The organism is Pseudomonas sp. GW821-FHT07G06 (assembly GCF_058986625.1).
Map to the genome: position 1 here is coordinate 193,816 of NZ_JBYSVW010000002.1, position 15,386 is coordinate 209,201.

At 60.9% G+C, this 15,386-nt stretch carries 10 protein-coding genes and 1 pseudogene; 4 read left to right on the plus strand and 7 right to left on the minus strand.

The genetic code is table 11. The features are described 5' to 3' along the window. Positions 1-11: 11 nt before the first annotated feature. The 6 genes and pseudogenes from AC3WJW_RS04440 to motA form a co-directional block, all read right to left on the minus strand. The gene (locus tag AC3WJW_RS04440; protein ID WP_007978801.1) at positions 12-281 is read right to left on the minus strand and encodes a PAAR domain-containing protein; all 270 of its coding nucleotides are present in this window, start codon (positions 279-281) and stop codon (positions 12-14) included. Further along, positions 278-1,957 (minus strand): type VI lipase adapter Tla3 domain-containing protein, encoded by a 1,680-nt coding sequence (locus AC3WJW_RS04445; protein WP_493725251.1) that lies wholly within the window; start codon positions 1,955-1,957, stop codon positions 278-280. The genes AC3WJW_RS04440 and AC3WJW_RS04445 overlap by 4 nt, the downstream gene beginning before the upstream one ends. Next, positions 1,954-3,987, minus strand: coding sequence for a T6SS effector phospholipase Tle3 domain-containing protein (locus tag AC3WJW_RS04450; RefSeq protein WP_493725252.1), 2,034 nt, complete (start codon positions 3,985-3,987; stop codon positions 1,954-1,956). Before AC3WJW_RS04450 ends, AC3WJW_RS04445 begins: the two co-directional genes overlap by 4 nt. A gap of 334 nt (positions 3,988-4,321) precedes the next feature. Continuing rightward, a pseudogene (locus tag AC3WJW_RS04455) lies at positions 4,322-6,671 on the minus strand (type VI secretion system Vgr family protein); the annotation flags it as partial. A 260-nt stretch (positions 6,672-6,931) separates the two neighbouring features. After that, a complete protein-coding gene (gene motB / locus AC3WJW_RS04460) occupies positions 6,932-7,978 on the minus strand; it encodes a flagellar motor protein MotB (protein ID WP_493725253.1) in 1,047 nt (348 codons plus the stop codon). 3 nt (positions 7,979-7,981) lie between these two features. Then, entirely contained in the window at positions 7,982-8,833 is an 852-nt protein-coding gene (gene motA / locus AC3WJW_RS04465) for a flagellar motor stator protein MotA (protein WP_493725254.1), read from the minus strand. A gap of 167 nt (positions 8,834-9,000) precedes the next feature. On the opposite strand from motA, the gene AC3WJW_RS04470 reads away from it, so the two are divergent. Genes AC3WJW_RS04470 through asd form a run of 3 tightly spaced genes read left to right on the plus strand, consistent with a single transcriptional unit; the run spans position 9,001 to position 12,276 of the window. Further along, positions 9,001-10,539, plus strand: a complete 1,539-nt coding sequence (locus AC3WJW_RS04470; RefSeq protein WP_493725255.1) for an HDOD domain-containing protein — start codon at positions 9,001-9,003, stop codon at positions 10,537-10,539. A gap of 42 nt (positions 10,540-10,581) precedes the next feature. Further along, positions 10,582-11,406, plus strand: a complete 825-nt coding sequence (locus AC3WJW_RS04475) for a rhodanese-like domain-containing protein (protein WP_493725256.1) — start codon at positions 10,582-10,584, stop codon at positions 11,404-11,406. Between the two features lie 9 nt (positions 11,407-11,415). Then, entirely contained in the window at positions 11,416-12,276 is an 861-nt protein-coding gene (gene asd, locus AC3WJW_RS04480; RefSeq protein WP_493725257.1) for an archaetidylserine decarboxylase, read from the plus strand. 131 nt (positions 12,277-12,407) lie between these two features. Here asd and serB read toward each other — a convergent pair whose 3' ends face one another. After that, positions 12,408-13,622 carry a phosphoserine phosphatase SerB gene (gene serB, locus AC3WJW_RS04485; RefSeq protein WP_007977477.1) on the minus strand — a complete coding sequence of 405 codons (1,215 nt, stop codon included), beginning with the start codon at positions 13,620-13,622 and terminating at the stop codon, positions 12,408-12,410. Between the two features lie 135 nt (positions 13,623-13,757). On the opposite strand from serB, the gene AC3WJW_RS04490 reads away from it, so the two are divergent. Next, a complete protein-coding gene (locus AC3WJW_RS04490; protein WP_493725258.1) occupies positions 13,758-15,269 on the plus strand; it encodes an AhpA/YtjB family protein in 1,512 nt (503 codons plus the stop codon). The last annotated feature ends 117 nt before the right edge of the window (positions 15,270-15,386 follow it).

A 15,386-nucleotide genomic window follows, 5' to 3' on the forward strand; every position in this document is an offset into this window, starting at 1 on the left:
GGAGTTTCGGCCTAGACCACCTGCACATTCTGAGCAGTACCCGCCACGCCATGACAACCGCAGGCCAGGAGATGGCCCTGCAATACGACCGGAATGCCGTTCATACGCCGGCGCGGATGCCCTTCGACGAAGGCAAACTCGCCCAGATGCAGCGGGCAGTAAGCCTTGTCGCCCAACACCGCCGGGGTTTTTCCATTGAGGGTATGCGTGCCTTCGAGCTGGCAGGAAACCACGGTGCCACCGCTGCTGGTGGCATCACCCAGGCAAATGGGATGGCTCATGGTTTGTCTCCCGGCATACGAAACCTGAACGGGTCGACACCGTGGGTTTGCTGGTTCTTCGCTTTGCGGGCTTCGTCTGGCGGGCGGACCATTTGCACGGTGACACTGCCGTCTTCGCCGGTGTACACCACCGCGCTGACACCACCTTCCTGATAGCTGGCAATCGTGGCGAGGTTGATTTCGACCAAGGCGCTACTGACGCCGGTGTTGCCCAAGCGTCGGCCGATGTCGTAGCCCTCGTCGACATTGCCCAATTCGAGACCGGCTCCATCGACATTGAGACCGTGCAACGCAATGGTCAGAGCGATCTCGCCAGGGGTGTTGTCGGTGCTGTCGTAAAACACCCGCGCCGGTTTTTCACCGTTGGGCAGGGTTTCCAGAGCCTGCAGCCAGCCTGCTTGCAGGGCCTTGGCCTGTAGCGCGGGTTTGAGCGGTTTGCCGTTTTCGTCACGCATCGGGACTTTGATCGGCCGGTGCAGGTAACCCAACACCGGGGCTTTATCGAATTCCTTGACTTGATGCTCGGCCCAGCGCACCGGTAGCCATGGGGAGGGTTCGAAATGACCGGGGCCTCGGTTGCTCAGGGTTTGCCAGAGAGTGGGGAGTTGGGATTGCCAGTAGGTGGAGGACATGGTGGTAATAGGACGAATATGACCTGTAGTGCCTTTCGCACGCTCACTCTCTTTATACCAATCAAGAAATGCATCATCACGACTCCAGTAGAACGCCCACAACTTGCCCATGTCGGTGCTTGTGTTCTGGTTGTCTTCCGAGTCTTGGGTGGCAAAGGGACGGATGTAGCGGTCTACCCGATCTGAACGGGTGACCAGAAGACCGGTTACGCTTGTGTACACCGCTGGCACAACCTGCACGCTTTGCAATCCTGGCGTGCCGGCCACACGATAGCCGTTTCGAGTAACATCACCATCCTCGCTCACAATCAATGCTTGCGGTACCTCTGGATTGTCGTCGAAAAACTTGTACAGCCGCTCGATCATGTTTTGGGCATGCGGGGTATTGTCCGCGTCTTGCCAGAGAAACAGCGTCACGCCCAGAGTCGCGGCGTTGCGTCCATCTGAAATATTTGCGGCGGCGCCCACGTCTTCAGGCTGTTTGGGTGGTGCTATCGCAAACACCGGAATTGGCCAGTAGGCCACTGAGTCGCTGGCTGAATAGGTGAAAGCAGCTCGCACAGCAAGGCGGTTGGTGTTTGTTCTGGATGTTAATGAGGCTTTGTAATCATTGGGGTCCTTCGAAAAAATTGAAGCAAAGTTGTCTGCTTTCTTCTCTATTTTTTGCCACACCGATGATTGATGCCACCCTTGTACCGCGAGTCCCACCCCCCGTATTTCCAACGCATAGGTGCGTTCCTGGGTAGCATTGTGCTCGGCTCTCTCGGCCATAACTTTTGATTTGTAGGCCTCGAGTTCTGCGTCTTGGTAGGCTTCGGTCTTGCCGAGCCAGTGACAGCTGTAAATCATTGCCAGCGCGCCAAAAATACTTGCGACTCCCCAACGCATAGCGGCTCCCATGTCCCTAAGCTCCCTGTTTTCAGCCTGTGCCAAGTAAATGATGACGAGCAAAAAAACAAGCCAAACAGCTATCAGTACTCCGGCAGTCCAGAGATAACCCTTCAGCTTCGGCTGCTGTGATTTGTCCTGCCAGCGCCTCTTCACGGACGTACTCCTTTTCCTGATGAAGCTACAACCAACCGCGGAGGCGTCAGTGAAACCAGGTCGATTGAAGGAAACTTACCTTTGTCGTAATTCAAATAGCTGGCCTCCACCAATGCTTGAGCCTCTGCGCTCAGTCGCGACCAACCCTGCATCTTCATGACTTCATCAACGAACCGCTTTTTGTCCATCTTCCAATCCGCAATCGCCACCAACACCTCCCGCATCACCGGATCATCCAGGCACTTGGCCTGCCCAATTGCAATGTCCATCGCCGTCACCCAACGATGGTTCTCCGGGCTGCGCAATACAGCCGAGTGATAGCTGTTGTCAGTCCATTCCTTCTGATCAACCTGCATGCGTGCACGGATTTCGTTAGGAGTTTCCTCACGGTAGATGCGGTAGTGGTCCTTACGATTGAGCATCGGGTTGCCGGACACTGGCGTCTGGCGCAGGGCCCGGGTCTGGTCGTTCGGCTCTTTGCCGTGATTCCAGCGAACAAGCCCCTCGTCCAGGTCGAGTCGCGTGTCACTGTTGGTCACGTGAATCCACTTGAAGGTGGCACCGGGGTTGCCCAATGCCGCGTTTTGCGACACCGCATCCGGTCGATCCTTTCCGGCCTGATGGGTAGACCCCGTCACGGCTTCGCCGCCAAACATCTGCGGTGCATGGGGTGGGTGCAGTTGTTCGGCATTGATGGTGCGTTCCTGGCCTTCACGGATCCCTGTTTGCGAGGCTATCGCTGCGACCGAGCCGCCACCGGGATAGCGCGGCTCGCCTTCTGCACGGGTGAGGTCCGCTTGCGGCGGTTTGCCAACCAGTACCGGCTCGCCGTCACGCAGGCGCTTGGTCCACAGGCGCTGGTAGAAGCGCATGGACTGCAGCGCGGTCATGGCCGGCTGGCCATCGGGCAGTTCGTCCGGCACGCCGTAAGTGCCGATGCCTTGCACATCATCCAGCGCTACGGTGGTGTCGTCCGGGCAGAAATACAGGTAAACCTTGCCGCGGTTGTCGCGCTCGGGAAACACCAGGGTGTTCCCGTCTGCGCCCAGGCGCTGGCCTTGTTCGGGTGACCAGCGCGGCCCCGTGCGACCGCCATAACCCGGTACGCCACAGCGCACGGCACTGAGGGGTGGTTGCGTATGGGGGGATTGAGTGGTGTGTTGCACGATGTCGACCAGGGTCTGCAGGGTTCGCATATTTTTCGGCGTCGCGTCCGGCAGTACCGAATAGGGCGAGGCCACCATGATTGCGCAGTCGGCACAGCGTTCACCGCGATCCACCAGCATGGCCTGGGCGAGCAAGGTGATCAGCGTGCCCTGGCTGTGCCCCATGATGGTGATGGTCTCGTCGGGTGAGACGCGGCGGATCTCGCTGACCAGCATCGCCAGCCGGGTCGCGGCCAGCACGAAGTACCGCCGATGCGGCGCCTTGCCCATGTACAGGGAGTTAGGCATGGTGGGTTGAACCCAATGGCGCAGCCATTTGCCGAACCCTTCTTCGTACATTTCCAGCAAATTGTTGGTGGCGTTAGCGAAAAATCCGCCGCCTTTGGCGAAATGGCGGTCCAGACGGTTGTCGAACCTGTCCAGGAATTGATCGCGCAAGCGGGCTGGATCGCCATTTTTATCGCGTTTGATTTCCCCGGGTTCGGCCCGGTAGCCCCAATAAAAAGGAATCAACAGGCTGCGGGTCTTCGGGGCATTTGTATCGCGCTGATAGAGGTAGGTGTCCGGATCATCGAGCGCAGCCTTGTGCTCATCCTCCCGCAGCTCAGGAGGTAACGCTTCGGCTGCACTGTAATCTGCCCCATACCGCCCCGCCTTGAGATCCGGCCGATCCAGCCGCTCGTTAACCCCTTGGCACAACCCGGTCTCCACCGACTCATAGGACGCCCCGGGGTCATTCACGCCGTGCAGGAAAATCACCACGCCAGGCAGGTCTCGCGGCACAGCAGTGTTGCGATCCGTGGATCTATTCGGCAGCAAACGACTCGTGCCGGTGGCGATCACTGCGTTATCCGTATAGCTCATGCTTTCCATATCCTTTTGAAATCATGTTCCTGTCGTCGATCACTGGGTCGACACTTTCCTTAGCTGCCGTCGGTACGGGTGTCTGGTCCGATGCTGGGGTCAAAAGGGCCTGATGCGTCCACCCCTGTACTGTTGGAGCTCGGGTTCGCTGCCAGGTGGGATGTATTGCGAAAAACCTCGAGATTGGCGAGCTGCATCTCTGTTCTCTGGAGCAACTCGGTTAGTCCATCAGTCCCCGTGATGCCTTGCACCGAGCTGCCGTCTTCCAGGGCAATTTTGTAGGGTTGGCCTTGAACAATTGCGGCTGGATCACCGTCGTAGTGCAGTCGATGCCGTTGGTCCGCGCCGTCCCGACCGAAAACAGGAACGGCAGCACTGTCGGTCTTGGGCCCCACCCAGTCATGCTCGCCGGCATGCACAATCGCCTTGCCCTGGGTACCGATCTCGACCCCACCACCGATCCTGATGTAGCTGCCGTCATCGGCCACCAGGCGGATGGTGGGGGCGGTGATGAGCACCTCGCCTTCGGCGGCCGACAGGTGCAGGTTCTTTTGCGCGTTGAGCACCATGTCGTCGTCCTGGGCCTGCACCAGCACCTTGCCGCGATTGGCGATGGCGCTGATGCCCTCGTCCTGGGCGAAGGCGCTGATGCCTTTGCCGGCTTGCAGGCGCATGGCCGCGCCGCTGCTCAGCTGCAAATGATCCTGGGCGGTGGTGTCATGGTTTTCACCGGCGTAATGCACCTGCGAGCGCGGTGTGGCGCTGGCAATGCCGGCTGCAGCCGCCACCGCGACCACCGGCTCGCCCGGACTGTTGCTTTCGGGTGCCGGCCATTGACTCAACGACTGGCGCAACGCCTCGATGCCCTGGGTGTCGATCTTCGGGCTGCCACGGGCAGCGGCGGTCTGGCCGAGGGACTGGAACAGTTCGCCGCACTCGGCCAACAGCTTGAGCAATTCTTCGCGGTCCAGCTGTGAGCCCTGAGCCTCGTGGCGAGCGTAGGTGGTCAACAACAGCCCTTGGGCCGCCCGCAGGGCAATCGCGGCGTCGCTGCGCAGTTCGGCGCCCTGGCCGCGCGCCTGGGCCTGCCCGTCGGTTCGCGGCGTGACGAGCTTGCCCAGGTTCAGCGCGGTGGCCTGATGGGTCGTGCCCAGTCGGGCGCGCACCGCGCCGGGTGTATCGTCGAAGAGCAGTTCGTTGAAGCCCTGGCCCTGATGTTCCCGGGTCTGGATCCCGGATAAGGTTCGATTGCCCGGCAACCCCGTGGCGTTACTGAAGTGCGGCGGAAAATGGTCGGCGTTGTAGAGCACCGACGTCACCAGGGGACGGTCGATGTCGCCGCCGAGGAACGTCACCAGCACTTCCTGACCGATGCGCGGCAAAAACTGGTGGCCGAAGCCGGCGCCGCCACTGGGCATGGCGACCCTGAGCCAGGTCGTGCCCTGGGCCGGGTCCTGCGCCCGCTGCCAATGAAAGCGCACTTGCACGCGCGCCAGTTCGTCGGTGAAAACCTCCTCACCTTCCGGGCCCACCACAATGGCGGTGAGCGGCCCGGAAATCGTCGGCCGCGGGGTAATGATCGGTGGGCGAAAGGCAATCTTGTGGCGGATGCAGACGAAACTGTTGTCGTAGCTCGCCGGTTGATCCGTCAGGTAGTTGTTGCGGCCTTGGTGCTCCACCTTGAGCAGGAGGAACTGGCGTTCCTCCACGGGATCGGCATCGTGATCGAAGTGCTGGGTCAGTTCGAAGGTGTAGCCCGGCAGCATGGCGCGACAGTTGCTGGCGCCCTCAAACGTCTTGCCCTGGACCTCCAGGGCTTCGAGTCGATGCCGCACCAGCGCTTCGCCATCTGCAGGCATACCGTGGCTGTAATGACCGGGAAAGTCGTAGATCTCGTAGGCTGGCACATCACCCTGGACGTTAAGGCTGGGCATGCTGACCGGCAGCGGATTGCGCGGTTGCCGGTAGTCGAAGGTCTGGATGGCCATCTTGCCGGACTGCAAAATCCGCTGGCTGCTCCATCGGGTGATCGAGTCGGCGGTCTCGGTGACCGCCGCGCTGTGGTAGCGGATCCGCGGTTGCCGGGCCAGCGGCTCAAGGTGGCGCGAATGGTCGGTGATGATCAGGCGGTGTTCTTGCTTCGTATGCTCGAAGTAGAACAACAAGCCCTCACGCTCCAGCAGGCGCAGGACGAAATCCAGATCGCTCTCGCGGTATTGCGTGATGTAGCTGTGGGACTTGAGCGGCTGCTCCAGGCGGAACTCGAACCTGGGCAGCACGCCATAGTGGGCGAACACCGTGCGCAGGATGTCTTCGATGCTCTGCTCTTGAAAGATCCGCGAGTCGACACGTCGTGACAGCATCCACAGCCAGGGGCTCAAGGTGGCCGAGTAATAAGCCAGACCGCCGTCACTGTTCTGCAGGCTGAATCGACTGATGTAGCCGTGAATGTAACGCGCCTCGCCGCTCGCCAATTCAATCTCGAGTGACGCCGGCTGCCCCATTAACGACTTGAGTTCCAGTCGCGCATCCTGACTGATCAGCGACAACTCGAAACTGAATAGTGTCGACACGCCCTCGACGCCGGAAAAGTGCTCGAGCAACAGCTCCTTCTGGTTCGCAATCGGGGAGGTGAACTTGATCAGACGCCGGTTCTGTGGCGAGGATATTTTTGTCAGTTCCATTAACAAGCTTCCTGCGGCATAAGCAACCCGTGGTCGCCCCAGGACCTGCACGTCCATGCTCCTGGCGAAACCCAAAGGCGGCAATTAAGTCGCTTGTGAAATAGCTTGTATGTAGGACGCTTCCTTTTTTAGATGAGGATTTGTCAGCGCAATCGCGAATGACCTAGTGGCCCTGTACGTTTTTTTGGGGGGCGGCGGTAGATACGTGGGTACCGGGGGCGAGTCCTGAAGCAGGCGTGAACCTGTTTCAGGACTGGACATCACTGCTTGAGCGCTTCACCCGGTTTGGCTGGCTCACCCGTTTTCGGTGCCGGGTCATCGAACAGGTTCAGACGCTCGCGCAGTTCGTGAGCCGGCAGCGGTTCCTTGTCCGCCGGCAACGCATTCGGGTCGACCGGCGCGGTCGGTGCTGCACCTGGTGCAGCCGAACCTTGCGGTGCATCGGGAGCTGGCTCCGCGCCTTGCGAACCTTCGATGGCCCGCTGGGCTTTCTTGGTCAGTACCACGATGTCGATTCGGCGGTTCACCGGATTGAACGGATGTTCGCGATCAAACAACGCCGACGAGGCATAACCGACCACGCGCGCCACCTGTGCATCTGGATAGCTGCCCGCCACCAGAGCACGCCGTGCGGCGTTGGCACGGTTGGCCGAGAGTTCCCAGTTACCGAAATCACCAGTGCCGGTGTACGGCTTGGCATCGGTGTGGCCGCTGATGCTGATCTTGTTCGGCACCGCCTTGATGGTGTCGGCCATGGCCAGCAGGATGTCTTCGAAATACGGCTTCAAGCGAGCTGAGCCCGAGTCGAACATCGGGCGGTTTTCCGCGTCCATGATCTGGATACGCAGGCCGTCCGGGGTAATTTCGAACAGGATCTGATCCTTGAACTTCTGCATCTGCGGGTTTTCTTCGACCTTGTTCTGCAGTTCCTGCAGCAGCAACTCGAGGCGTTCCTTTTCGACCTGCTCGGCCATGCCTTCGACCTGGTCGGTATCCACAGTGACCTTGTCTGGCTGCGGCTGGGACTTCACCTCGGGGTTGAGGGTGTTTTCCGGCGCCATGGTCGGCGTACCGCCCAGATCGATGATGTAGGGCGTACCGCTTTCGGAAAAGCCGATCGGGTCCTTGAAGTAACCGGCGATGGCGATCTTCTGTTCCGGCGTGGCGGTGGACAGCAGCCACAACACCAGGAAGAACGCCATCATCGCCGTAGCGAAGTCGGCGAAGGCGATTTTCCACGCCCCGCCGTGATGCCCGCCGGCATAGCGCTTGACGCGCTTGATGATTATCGGCTGATTATTTTCCATGACTTAACGACCGCGAACCGCTTGTTCCAGCTCGGCGAAGCTTGGACGGTGCGCCGGGTACAGGACCTTGCGCCCGAACTCAACGGCCAGCGATGGCGGCATGCCGGAAGCCGAAGCCACCAGCGAGGCCTTGATGGCTTCGTAGACGTTCAGTTCTTCCTTGGCATCGTGGGCCAGGGAATGGGCCAGCGGGCCGAAGAAACCGTAGGCGGCGAGAATACCGAAGAAGGTACCGACCAGTGCCGCACCGACGTGCAGGCCGATGGACTTCTGGTCACCTTCACCCAGCGAAGCCATGGTCACCACGATACCCAGTACCGCCGCGACGATACCGAAACCGGGCATGGCGTCGGCGATGCCGTTGACCGCGTGGGAGGGGTGTTCCAGGTCTTCCTTGAGGCTGAAAAGCTCCATGTCGAACAGGCCTTCCAGCTCGTGCGGGGCCATGTTGCCGGAGGACATGATGCGCAGGTAATCACAGATGAACGCGGTCATGCGCTCATCCTTGAGGACCGCCGGGTACTTGGCGAAGATCGGGCTCGCGGCGGCATCTTCGATGTCGCCCTCAATGGCCATCATGCCTTCGCGGCGGCTCTTGTTGAGGATCTCGTAGATCAGGCCCAGCACTTCAAGGTAAAAGGCGTGGTTGAAACGCGAACTGAACATGCCCAGGGACTTCTTGAGCACGTGCATCGTCATGTAGCCGGGGTTGGCCTGCAAGAATGCGCCGAGGGCTGCACCGCCAATAATCATGACCTCGAAAGGCTGGATCAGAGCGGCAATCTTGCCGTGGGAAAGCACGTATCCGCCGAGCACGCTCGCGAATACGACGATGATGCCGATAATTTTAGCCATAGGTTAGGAGAGCACTTACTGAGTCGGGTTCAAGGTCATATTCGGAAGTTAAAAAATCTCTTCTTCTACTTATCGGCAAAACTGCGCCAGACTATAGCCAGTTCAGGCGAAAAGCTAATTTGACCCCTTCCGGGCACAGGTATTGTTGACGATGATCGCCTCCCACCATGGTTAACGAAACGAACGTTCCAACACCAAAACCGACGACGCTCGAAGGCTGGGTCAAGCTGCTCGATGGCGTACGCCTTCCCGTCCCGCAAGCCAGCCACGACCGTGTCTGCAAGGCCATCCGCGACAATCGCAGCTCGCTGCGCGATATCGCCGACCTCATGCAAGGCAGCCCCGCCCTGGCCTTGAGCGTGATTCGCGAAGCCAACCGGCACACCCACGGCGGCATGACCGAGCCGGCGGAAAACCTTGAGGTTGCGATCAATCGCCTCGGCCTGAAACGCACCGAAGAATTGCTCGCGCGGCTGCCCGCCGAACCCCAGTTCGAAATCCCCAAAGCCTTGCGTCAGCTGCAGATGATCAGCCAGCACGCCACGCAACAGGCCAATGGTTTTTTTGCCAGTCGCCTGGCGCGCCTGTGGCAGGACATCCACTGGGGCAGCCTGCTGTTTCTTTCGCCCCTGTGGCCTTTGGCGCTGACCCATCCAAAACTGCTCGAAGACTGGGAGCTGCGGGTCATCCATAAAGGTGAGTCGGCACGTAAAGTCGAAAAGCAATTGTTTGGCGCACGCCTGCTGGACATCGGTCAGGCGCTGGTGGAAGTCTGGCGCTTGCCGATCTGGGTGCAACAGGGCTATCGCCTGTTGCTCACCGAGCAGCGGGAGCTGGTGAAAGTCCTGCGCATCGCCCGTGACAGCGAGCACCCGTTGCGCCAGCAGAACCGCCTCGATGACGATCCGACCCTGCGCCGCTGGCTCAATCAACCGGCCAATACGGTGCTGCTGGCCAACGGTCTGGCGCTGTCGGCACAACACGCCTGGGACAGCCCGCACAGTGAACGCTGGCAGTACCTGACCAGCCTTTACCTGCAAATGCCGATGGATGAGGTGCAACAACAACTGCACCAGCAAGCCGCCAACAGCGCGCGCCATCACGCCATGCCCGACCTCTGGCACCCCGCCGAATCGCTGATCTGGCCGTGGGGCATGAACCGTGTCCACTCAGGTTTGCTACCGGCCGCGGCACCCACCGCCGAAGATCTGGCGAAATGGCGCAAGCAATGCGCCGAATTGCTGGTCGAGCCGAGTCGGTTCACCAACGCCATGCACCTGACCATCGCCGCCCGCGATGCTCTGGTGGCCTGCGGCATGCGTCGGGTGATGATCCTGATGGCCGACCGTACCCATGCCAACCTGCGCGTGCACCAGACGGCCGGCCTGCCGAAGGAAACGGCCGGGCTGAACTTCGTAGTCAGCCAGAGCAACGTATTGCAACGCCTGCTCGCGCAACAGGCCCAGGTCCGCCTGACGCCGGCCAACAACGCGCAACTCTCGGCCCTGCTGCCCAACAGCCTGCGCTTACAGTTCAGTGGCGAACACCTGCTGCTGCGCTCGCTGGTCAATAATGGCCGGGTGATCATGATCGTCGTGGCGGATCAGGGCGGCGGGCCGTTTTCGGAAGTTTCCGTACAGGCCTTCGGCAAAACCGCGCAGTGCATCGAGAAAGCCCTGCACAGCTTTAGCAACCGAGGCCAATAAGGCTGCGCTACAATCCTCCCTTTTGTGCTCTGGAGACCTCACATGTCTGACTTCTCTGGCTTGCCGCTGGTGATCGAGCCGAGCGACTTGCTCCCTCGCCTCGACGCCCGCGAACTGATTCTGGTGGACTTGACCAGTCCCGCCCGCTACGCCGAGGGGCACATTCCCGGCGCGCGCTTTGTCGATCCGAAACGCACACAGCTGGGGCAGGCACCCGCCCCGGGACTGATGCCCCCGCAGGCAGCACTCGAAACACTGTTTGGCGAGCTGGGACACAATCCCGATGCGGTCTACGTGGTGTATGACGATGAAGGCGGCGGTTGGGCCGGACGCTTCATCTGGCTGCTGGATGTCATCGGCCACAGCAAGTACCACTATGTCGACGGCGGCCTGACGGCCTGGCTGGCAGAAGGTTTGCCCATGTCGATCCAGATCCCGCCAGCCGTGGGCGGCCCGGTTTCTCTGACCTTGCACGACGAACCCACCGCCACCCGTGAGTACCTGCAAAGCCGCCTCGGCGCCGCCGACCTGGCCATCTGGGACGCACGCGGGCCGCTGGAGTATTCCGGCGAGAAGGTCCTGGCGGCCAAGGGCGGGCACATTCCCGGCGCGGTCAATTTCGAATGGACCGCCGGCATGGATCAGTCGCGCCAGCTGCGCATCCGCACCGACATGCCGCAGATCCTCGAACAACTCGGGATCAGCAAAGACAAAGAAGTGATTACCCACTGCCAGACCCACCACCGTTCTGGCTTCACCTATCTGGTGGCCAAGGCTCTCGGTTATCCGAGGGTCAAGGGCTACGCCGGCTCTTGGGGCGAATGGGGCAACCATCCCGATACCCCGGTAGAAATTCAAGATTTTTAAGGACTGTTAATGAACAAGCGTCTGTTTCTCCTCGGCCAGTACCTGCTGCCCCACAACTTGCTCTCGCGACTGGCCGGCTGCATCGCCGAATGCCGCGTGCGCTGGTTCAAGAATGCCTTTACCGCCTGGTTCGCCAAGCGCTATCAGGTGGACATGTCCCAGGCGCTGGTCGAAGACCTGACTGCCTACGAGCACTTCAACGCGTTCTTCACCCGCGCACTGAAAGACGGTGCCCGTCCGCTGGACGAAACGCCGGGCGCGATCCTCAGCCCGGCCGACGGCGCGATCAGCCAGCTCGGCCCGATCGAGCACGGTCGTGTATTCCAGGCCAAGGGTCACAGCTTCAGCGTGCTGGAACTGTTGGGTGGCGATGCGGCGAATGCTGCGCCGTTCATGGGCGGTGACTTCGCGACCATCTACCTGTCGCCGAAGGACTACCACCGCGTGCACATGCCGCTGGCCGGCACCCTGCGCGAGATGGTCTACATCCCGGGTCGCCTGTTCTCGGTCAACCAGACCACCGCTGAAAACGTTCCGGAACTGTTCGCCCGCAACGAGCGCGTGGCGTGCATTTTCGACACCGAGCGCGGCCCGATGGCCGTGGTGCTGGTGGGTGCGATGATCGTTGCATCGATTGAAACCGTCTGGGCCGGCCTGGTCACGCCGCCGAAGCGCGAGCTGAAAACCTTCCGCTACGACGAAGCCGCGCGCGCGCCGATCCATCTGGAAAAAGGTGCGGAACTGGGTCGCTTCAAGCTGGGTTCGACCGCCGTCGTGCTGTTCGGACCGGATCAGGTGAAGTGGACTGAGGAAATGACTGCGGGTACAGCGGTGCAGATGGGTCAGGGCATGGGCTCACCAAAAGCCTGATAGACACCGCCATTCACTGTAGGAGCGAGCCTGCTCGCGATGGTCGCCAACGATGACGCGGGCTTCCTGAATACCCGCGTTGTTCTCAGGTTCATCGCGAGCAAGCTCGCTCCCACAGGTGTTTTTCGGTGTTACAGCTGGCCGTCGCGATCGCGGAAGCCCAGCAGGTACAGCACACCATCCAGACCCAAAGTGGAAATCGCCTGCTTGGCCGACTGCTTGACCAGCGGCTTGGCGCGGAACGCCACGCCCAACCCGGCAATCGCCAGCATCGGCAAGTCATTGGCACCGTCGCCGACCGCAATGGTCTGCTCCAGGCGCAAGCCTTCCTTGTGTGCCAACTCCTTCAGCAAATCCGCCTTGCGCTGTGCATCGACAATCGGCTCGACCGCCACGCCGGTGACTTTGCCGTCGACCACTTCCAGTTCGTTGGCGAACACATAGTCGATACCCAGCTTGGCCTGCAATTGCTTGGCGAAGTAGGTGAAGCCGCCCGACAGGATCGCGGTCTTGTAGCCCAGGCGCTTGAGTTCGGCGAAGAGGGTTTCAGCACCTTCGGTCAGGCGCAGCGAGGCACCGATGGAGTCCAGCACGCCAACGTCCAGACCTTTGAGCAGGGCCAGGCGCTCCTTGAAACTGGCGCGGAAGTCCAGTTCGCCGGCCATCGCCCGCTCAGTGATTTCCGAAACCTTGTCACCCACGCCAGCCGCCTTGGCCAACTCATCGATCACTTCGGCTTCGATCAGGGTCGAGTCCATGTCGAACACCGCCAGGCGACGGTTGCGACGGAACAGCGAGTCTTCCTGGAAGGCGATGTCGACGTTCAGTTCCTGGGCGACGCTGAGGAATTCGGCCCGCAGTGCCTGCGGATCAGCCGCCTCGCCACGCACTGAAAACTCGATGCAGCCCTTGCCCTTGTCGGCCGGGGTGTCCAGCGGCATGCGCCCGGACAGACGATCGATGTGGTCAATGTTCAGGCCATATTTGGCGGTGATCGAACTCACGGCCTGCAACTGACCGGCTGTCACCTTGCGGGTCAACAGGGTCACGATGTGGCGCTTTTTGCCCTGGTTGCCGACCCACTGCTGGTAATCCTGTTCGGACACCGGCGTGAAACGTACCTGTTGATCGAGCTCGTAGCCCTTGAACAGGATGTCCTTGAGCACGGACTTGCCTTGTTCGGTATCGGGAATTTCAACCAGGATGCCGAACGACAAGGTGTCGTGGATCACCGCCTGACCGATGTCGAGAATGTTCACACCACCCTGGGCCAGAACGCCGGTAATGGCCGCAGTCAGACCCGGACGGTCGACTCCCGTGATGTTTATCAGGACGATTTCGCGCAAGGCGCACCCCCGCAGGTGGAAAAAAACCGCATTCTACCCACTTTCAGTGACCATCGGGCACCGTGAGCGCTTTGACGGTCTAGGGCCTGTCGCTATACTGCGCGTCAACTTCACGGACAAAAGAGCCGAGCTCAAGTGAACCGGCCCACGCCAGTAAAAACCGATAACTTCTTCCTGCTGATCTTCCGGGCACTGCGCCACCGCCGTGTACCGATTGCATTGCGCATCGCCAGCCATAACGTGATCCTGGTCGCCCTGGCCCTGGTCATCTATGCCGGTGTGATGGGCTTGCAGTTCAAGCAGGCCATGCACGAGCAGGCGGATGCGCTGGGCGAAAGCCTGACGACGCAGACGGCCACTTCGGCCACGGAGCTGTTGGTGTCCAACGACATCCTCAGCCTCAATGTGCTGCTCAATAACCTGACCAAGAACAAGCTGGTGGCCCACGCCGCCATCTACAGTCCGGACAACCGCATCCTTGCCGAATCCGGCCAGCGTCCCAAGCATGGCCTGCTGGGCGAAGCCGAAGGCATGTACCAGAGCAAGATCACCTTCCAGGACGTGACCGCCGGGCAATTGCGCATCAGCCTGGACATGGACCAGTTCCAGCAGCCGATGACCATCAGCCTGCAAAGCATGGGCATCCTCAGCGCCATCCTGCTGGCCCTGTCCCTGGCCCTGAGCCTGCGCATGGGGCGGTATCTCTCAACACCCCTGCTGCAATTGCGGGTGTGGCTGCGCAATATCGATGAATACACCCCGGCCACCGACCGCCAGGACGAAATCGGCGACCTGGCGCGTCAGCTGCACGCCAACTTCGCCCCGGAGCCCGCCCCTGTGCCGGAACCGGAATTCGACGACGTCGATGACGAGGCCGACCCGGCCTTCGAAGTCCGCAACCTGCGCGATCCGAGTTTCGACGAGAGCCGCCCGGTAGCGGCGCTCAAGCCGGCGCCACGGCAGATCGTCAGCACCGTCGAAGACGACGATGACGAGGACCCGTTCGCCGATCTGCGCGACGAGTCGCTGGACAGCACCCCGCAACCGGTGATTCGCAAGGCCACGCCGAGCGTGCCGCAACACAGCGCGGTACTGGCGGTACAACTGGGTTCCCAGGAGCAACTGCGACGCCTGCCGCGGGCGCGCCTTGAAGAACTGCTGGAGCGCTATCGCGACTGCCTCGACCAGGCCGCATCGCTGTATCAAGGCGAAGTGGAGACTTTGAACGATGGCAGCACGTTGATGCTGTTCCACACCGAAGACAGCGGCGACGATTACCTGACCAACGCCATTTGCTGTGGCGAGCTGCTACGGGCCCTGGGGCACCAGCTGCAGATCGAAGTCGCGGACAGCGGCATCACCCTGCAATTGCAGCTGGGCCTGACCCTGGGCGACGAACTGTTTGGCCTGAGCCAGATCGACCTGCTGCTGACCGACTCCGCCCAGGACGCCCTGGCCCTGTCGCAGCACAGCCGCAACCTGCTGCTGGTGGAGCGCAAGATCAGCGACGACGCGTTGATCCGTCAGCGCGCACGGATCCGCCCGATTGCCAGCCCTGAAGGTGCATGCTGCGTGGAGCGGTTGATGGAGCCGTATCCATCGATGCTTGAACGGCAACTGGCGCGGATGCACGAACGCCGGGCTTAATCGCCCCGTTATGAAGAAGCCCGCAGATGAGTGATCGTCTGCGGGCTTTTTTGTTGTCTGCACCTACGCCTTCGCGAGCAGGCTCGCTCCCACAATTGATCCGGGCTTACCACAACG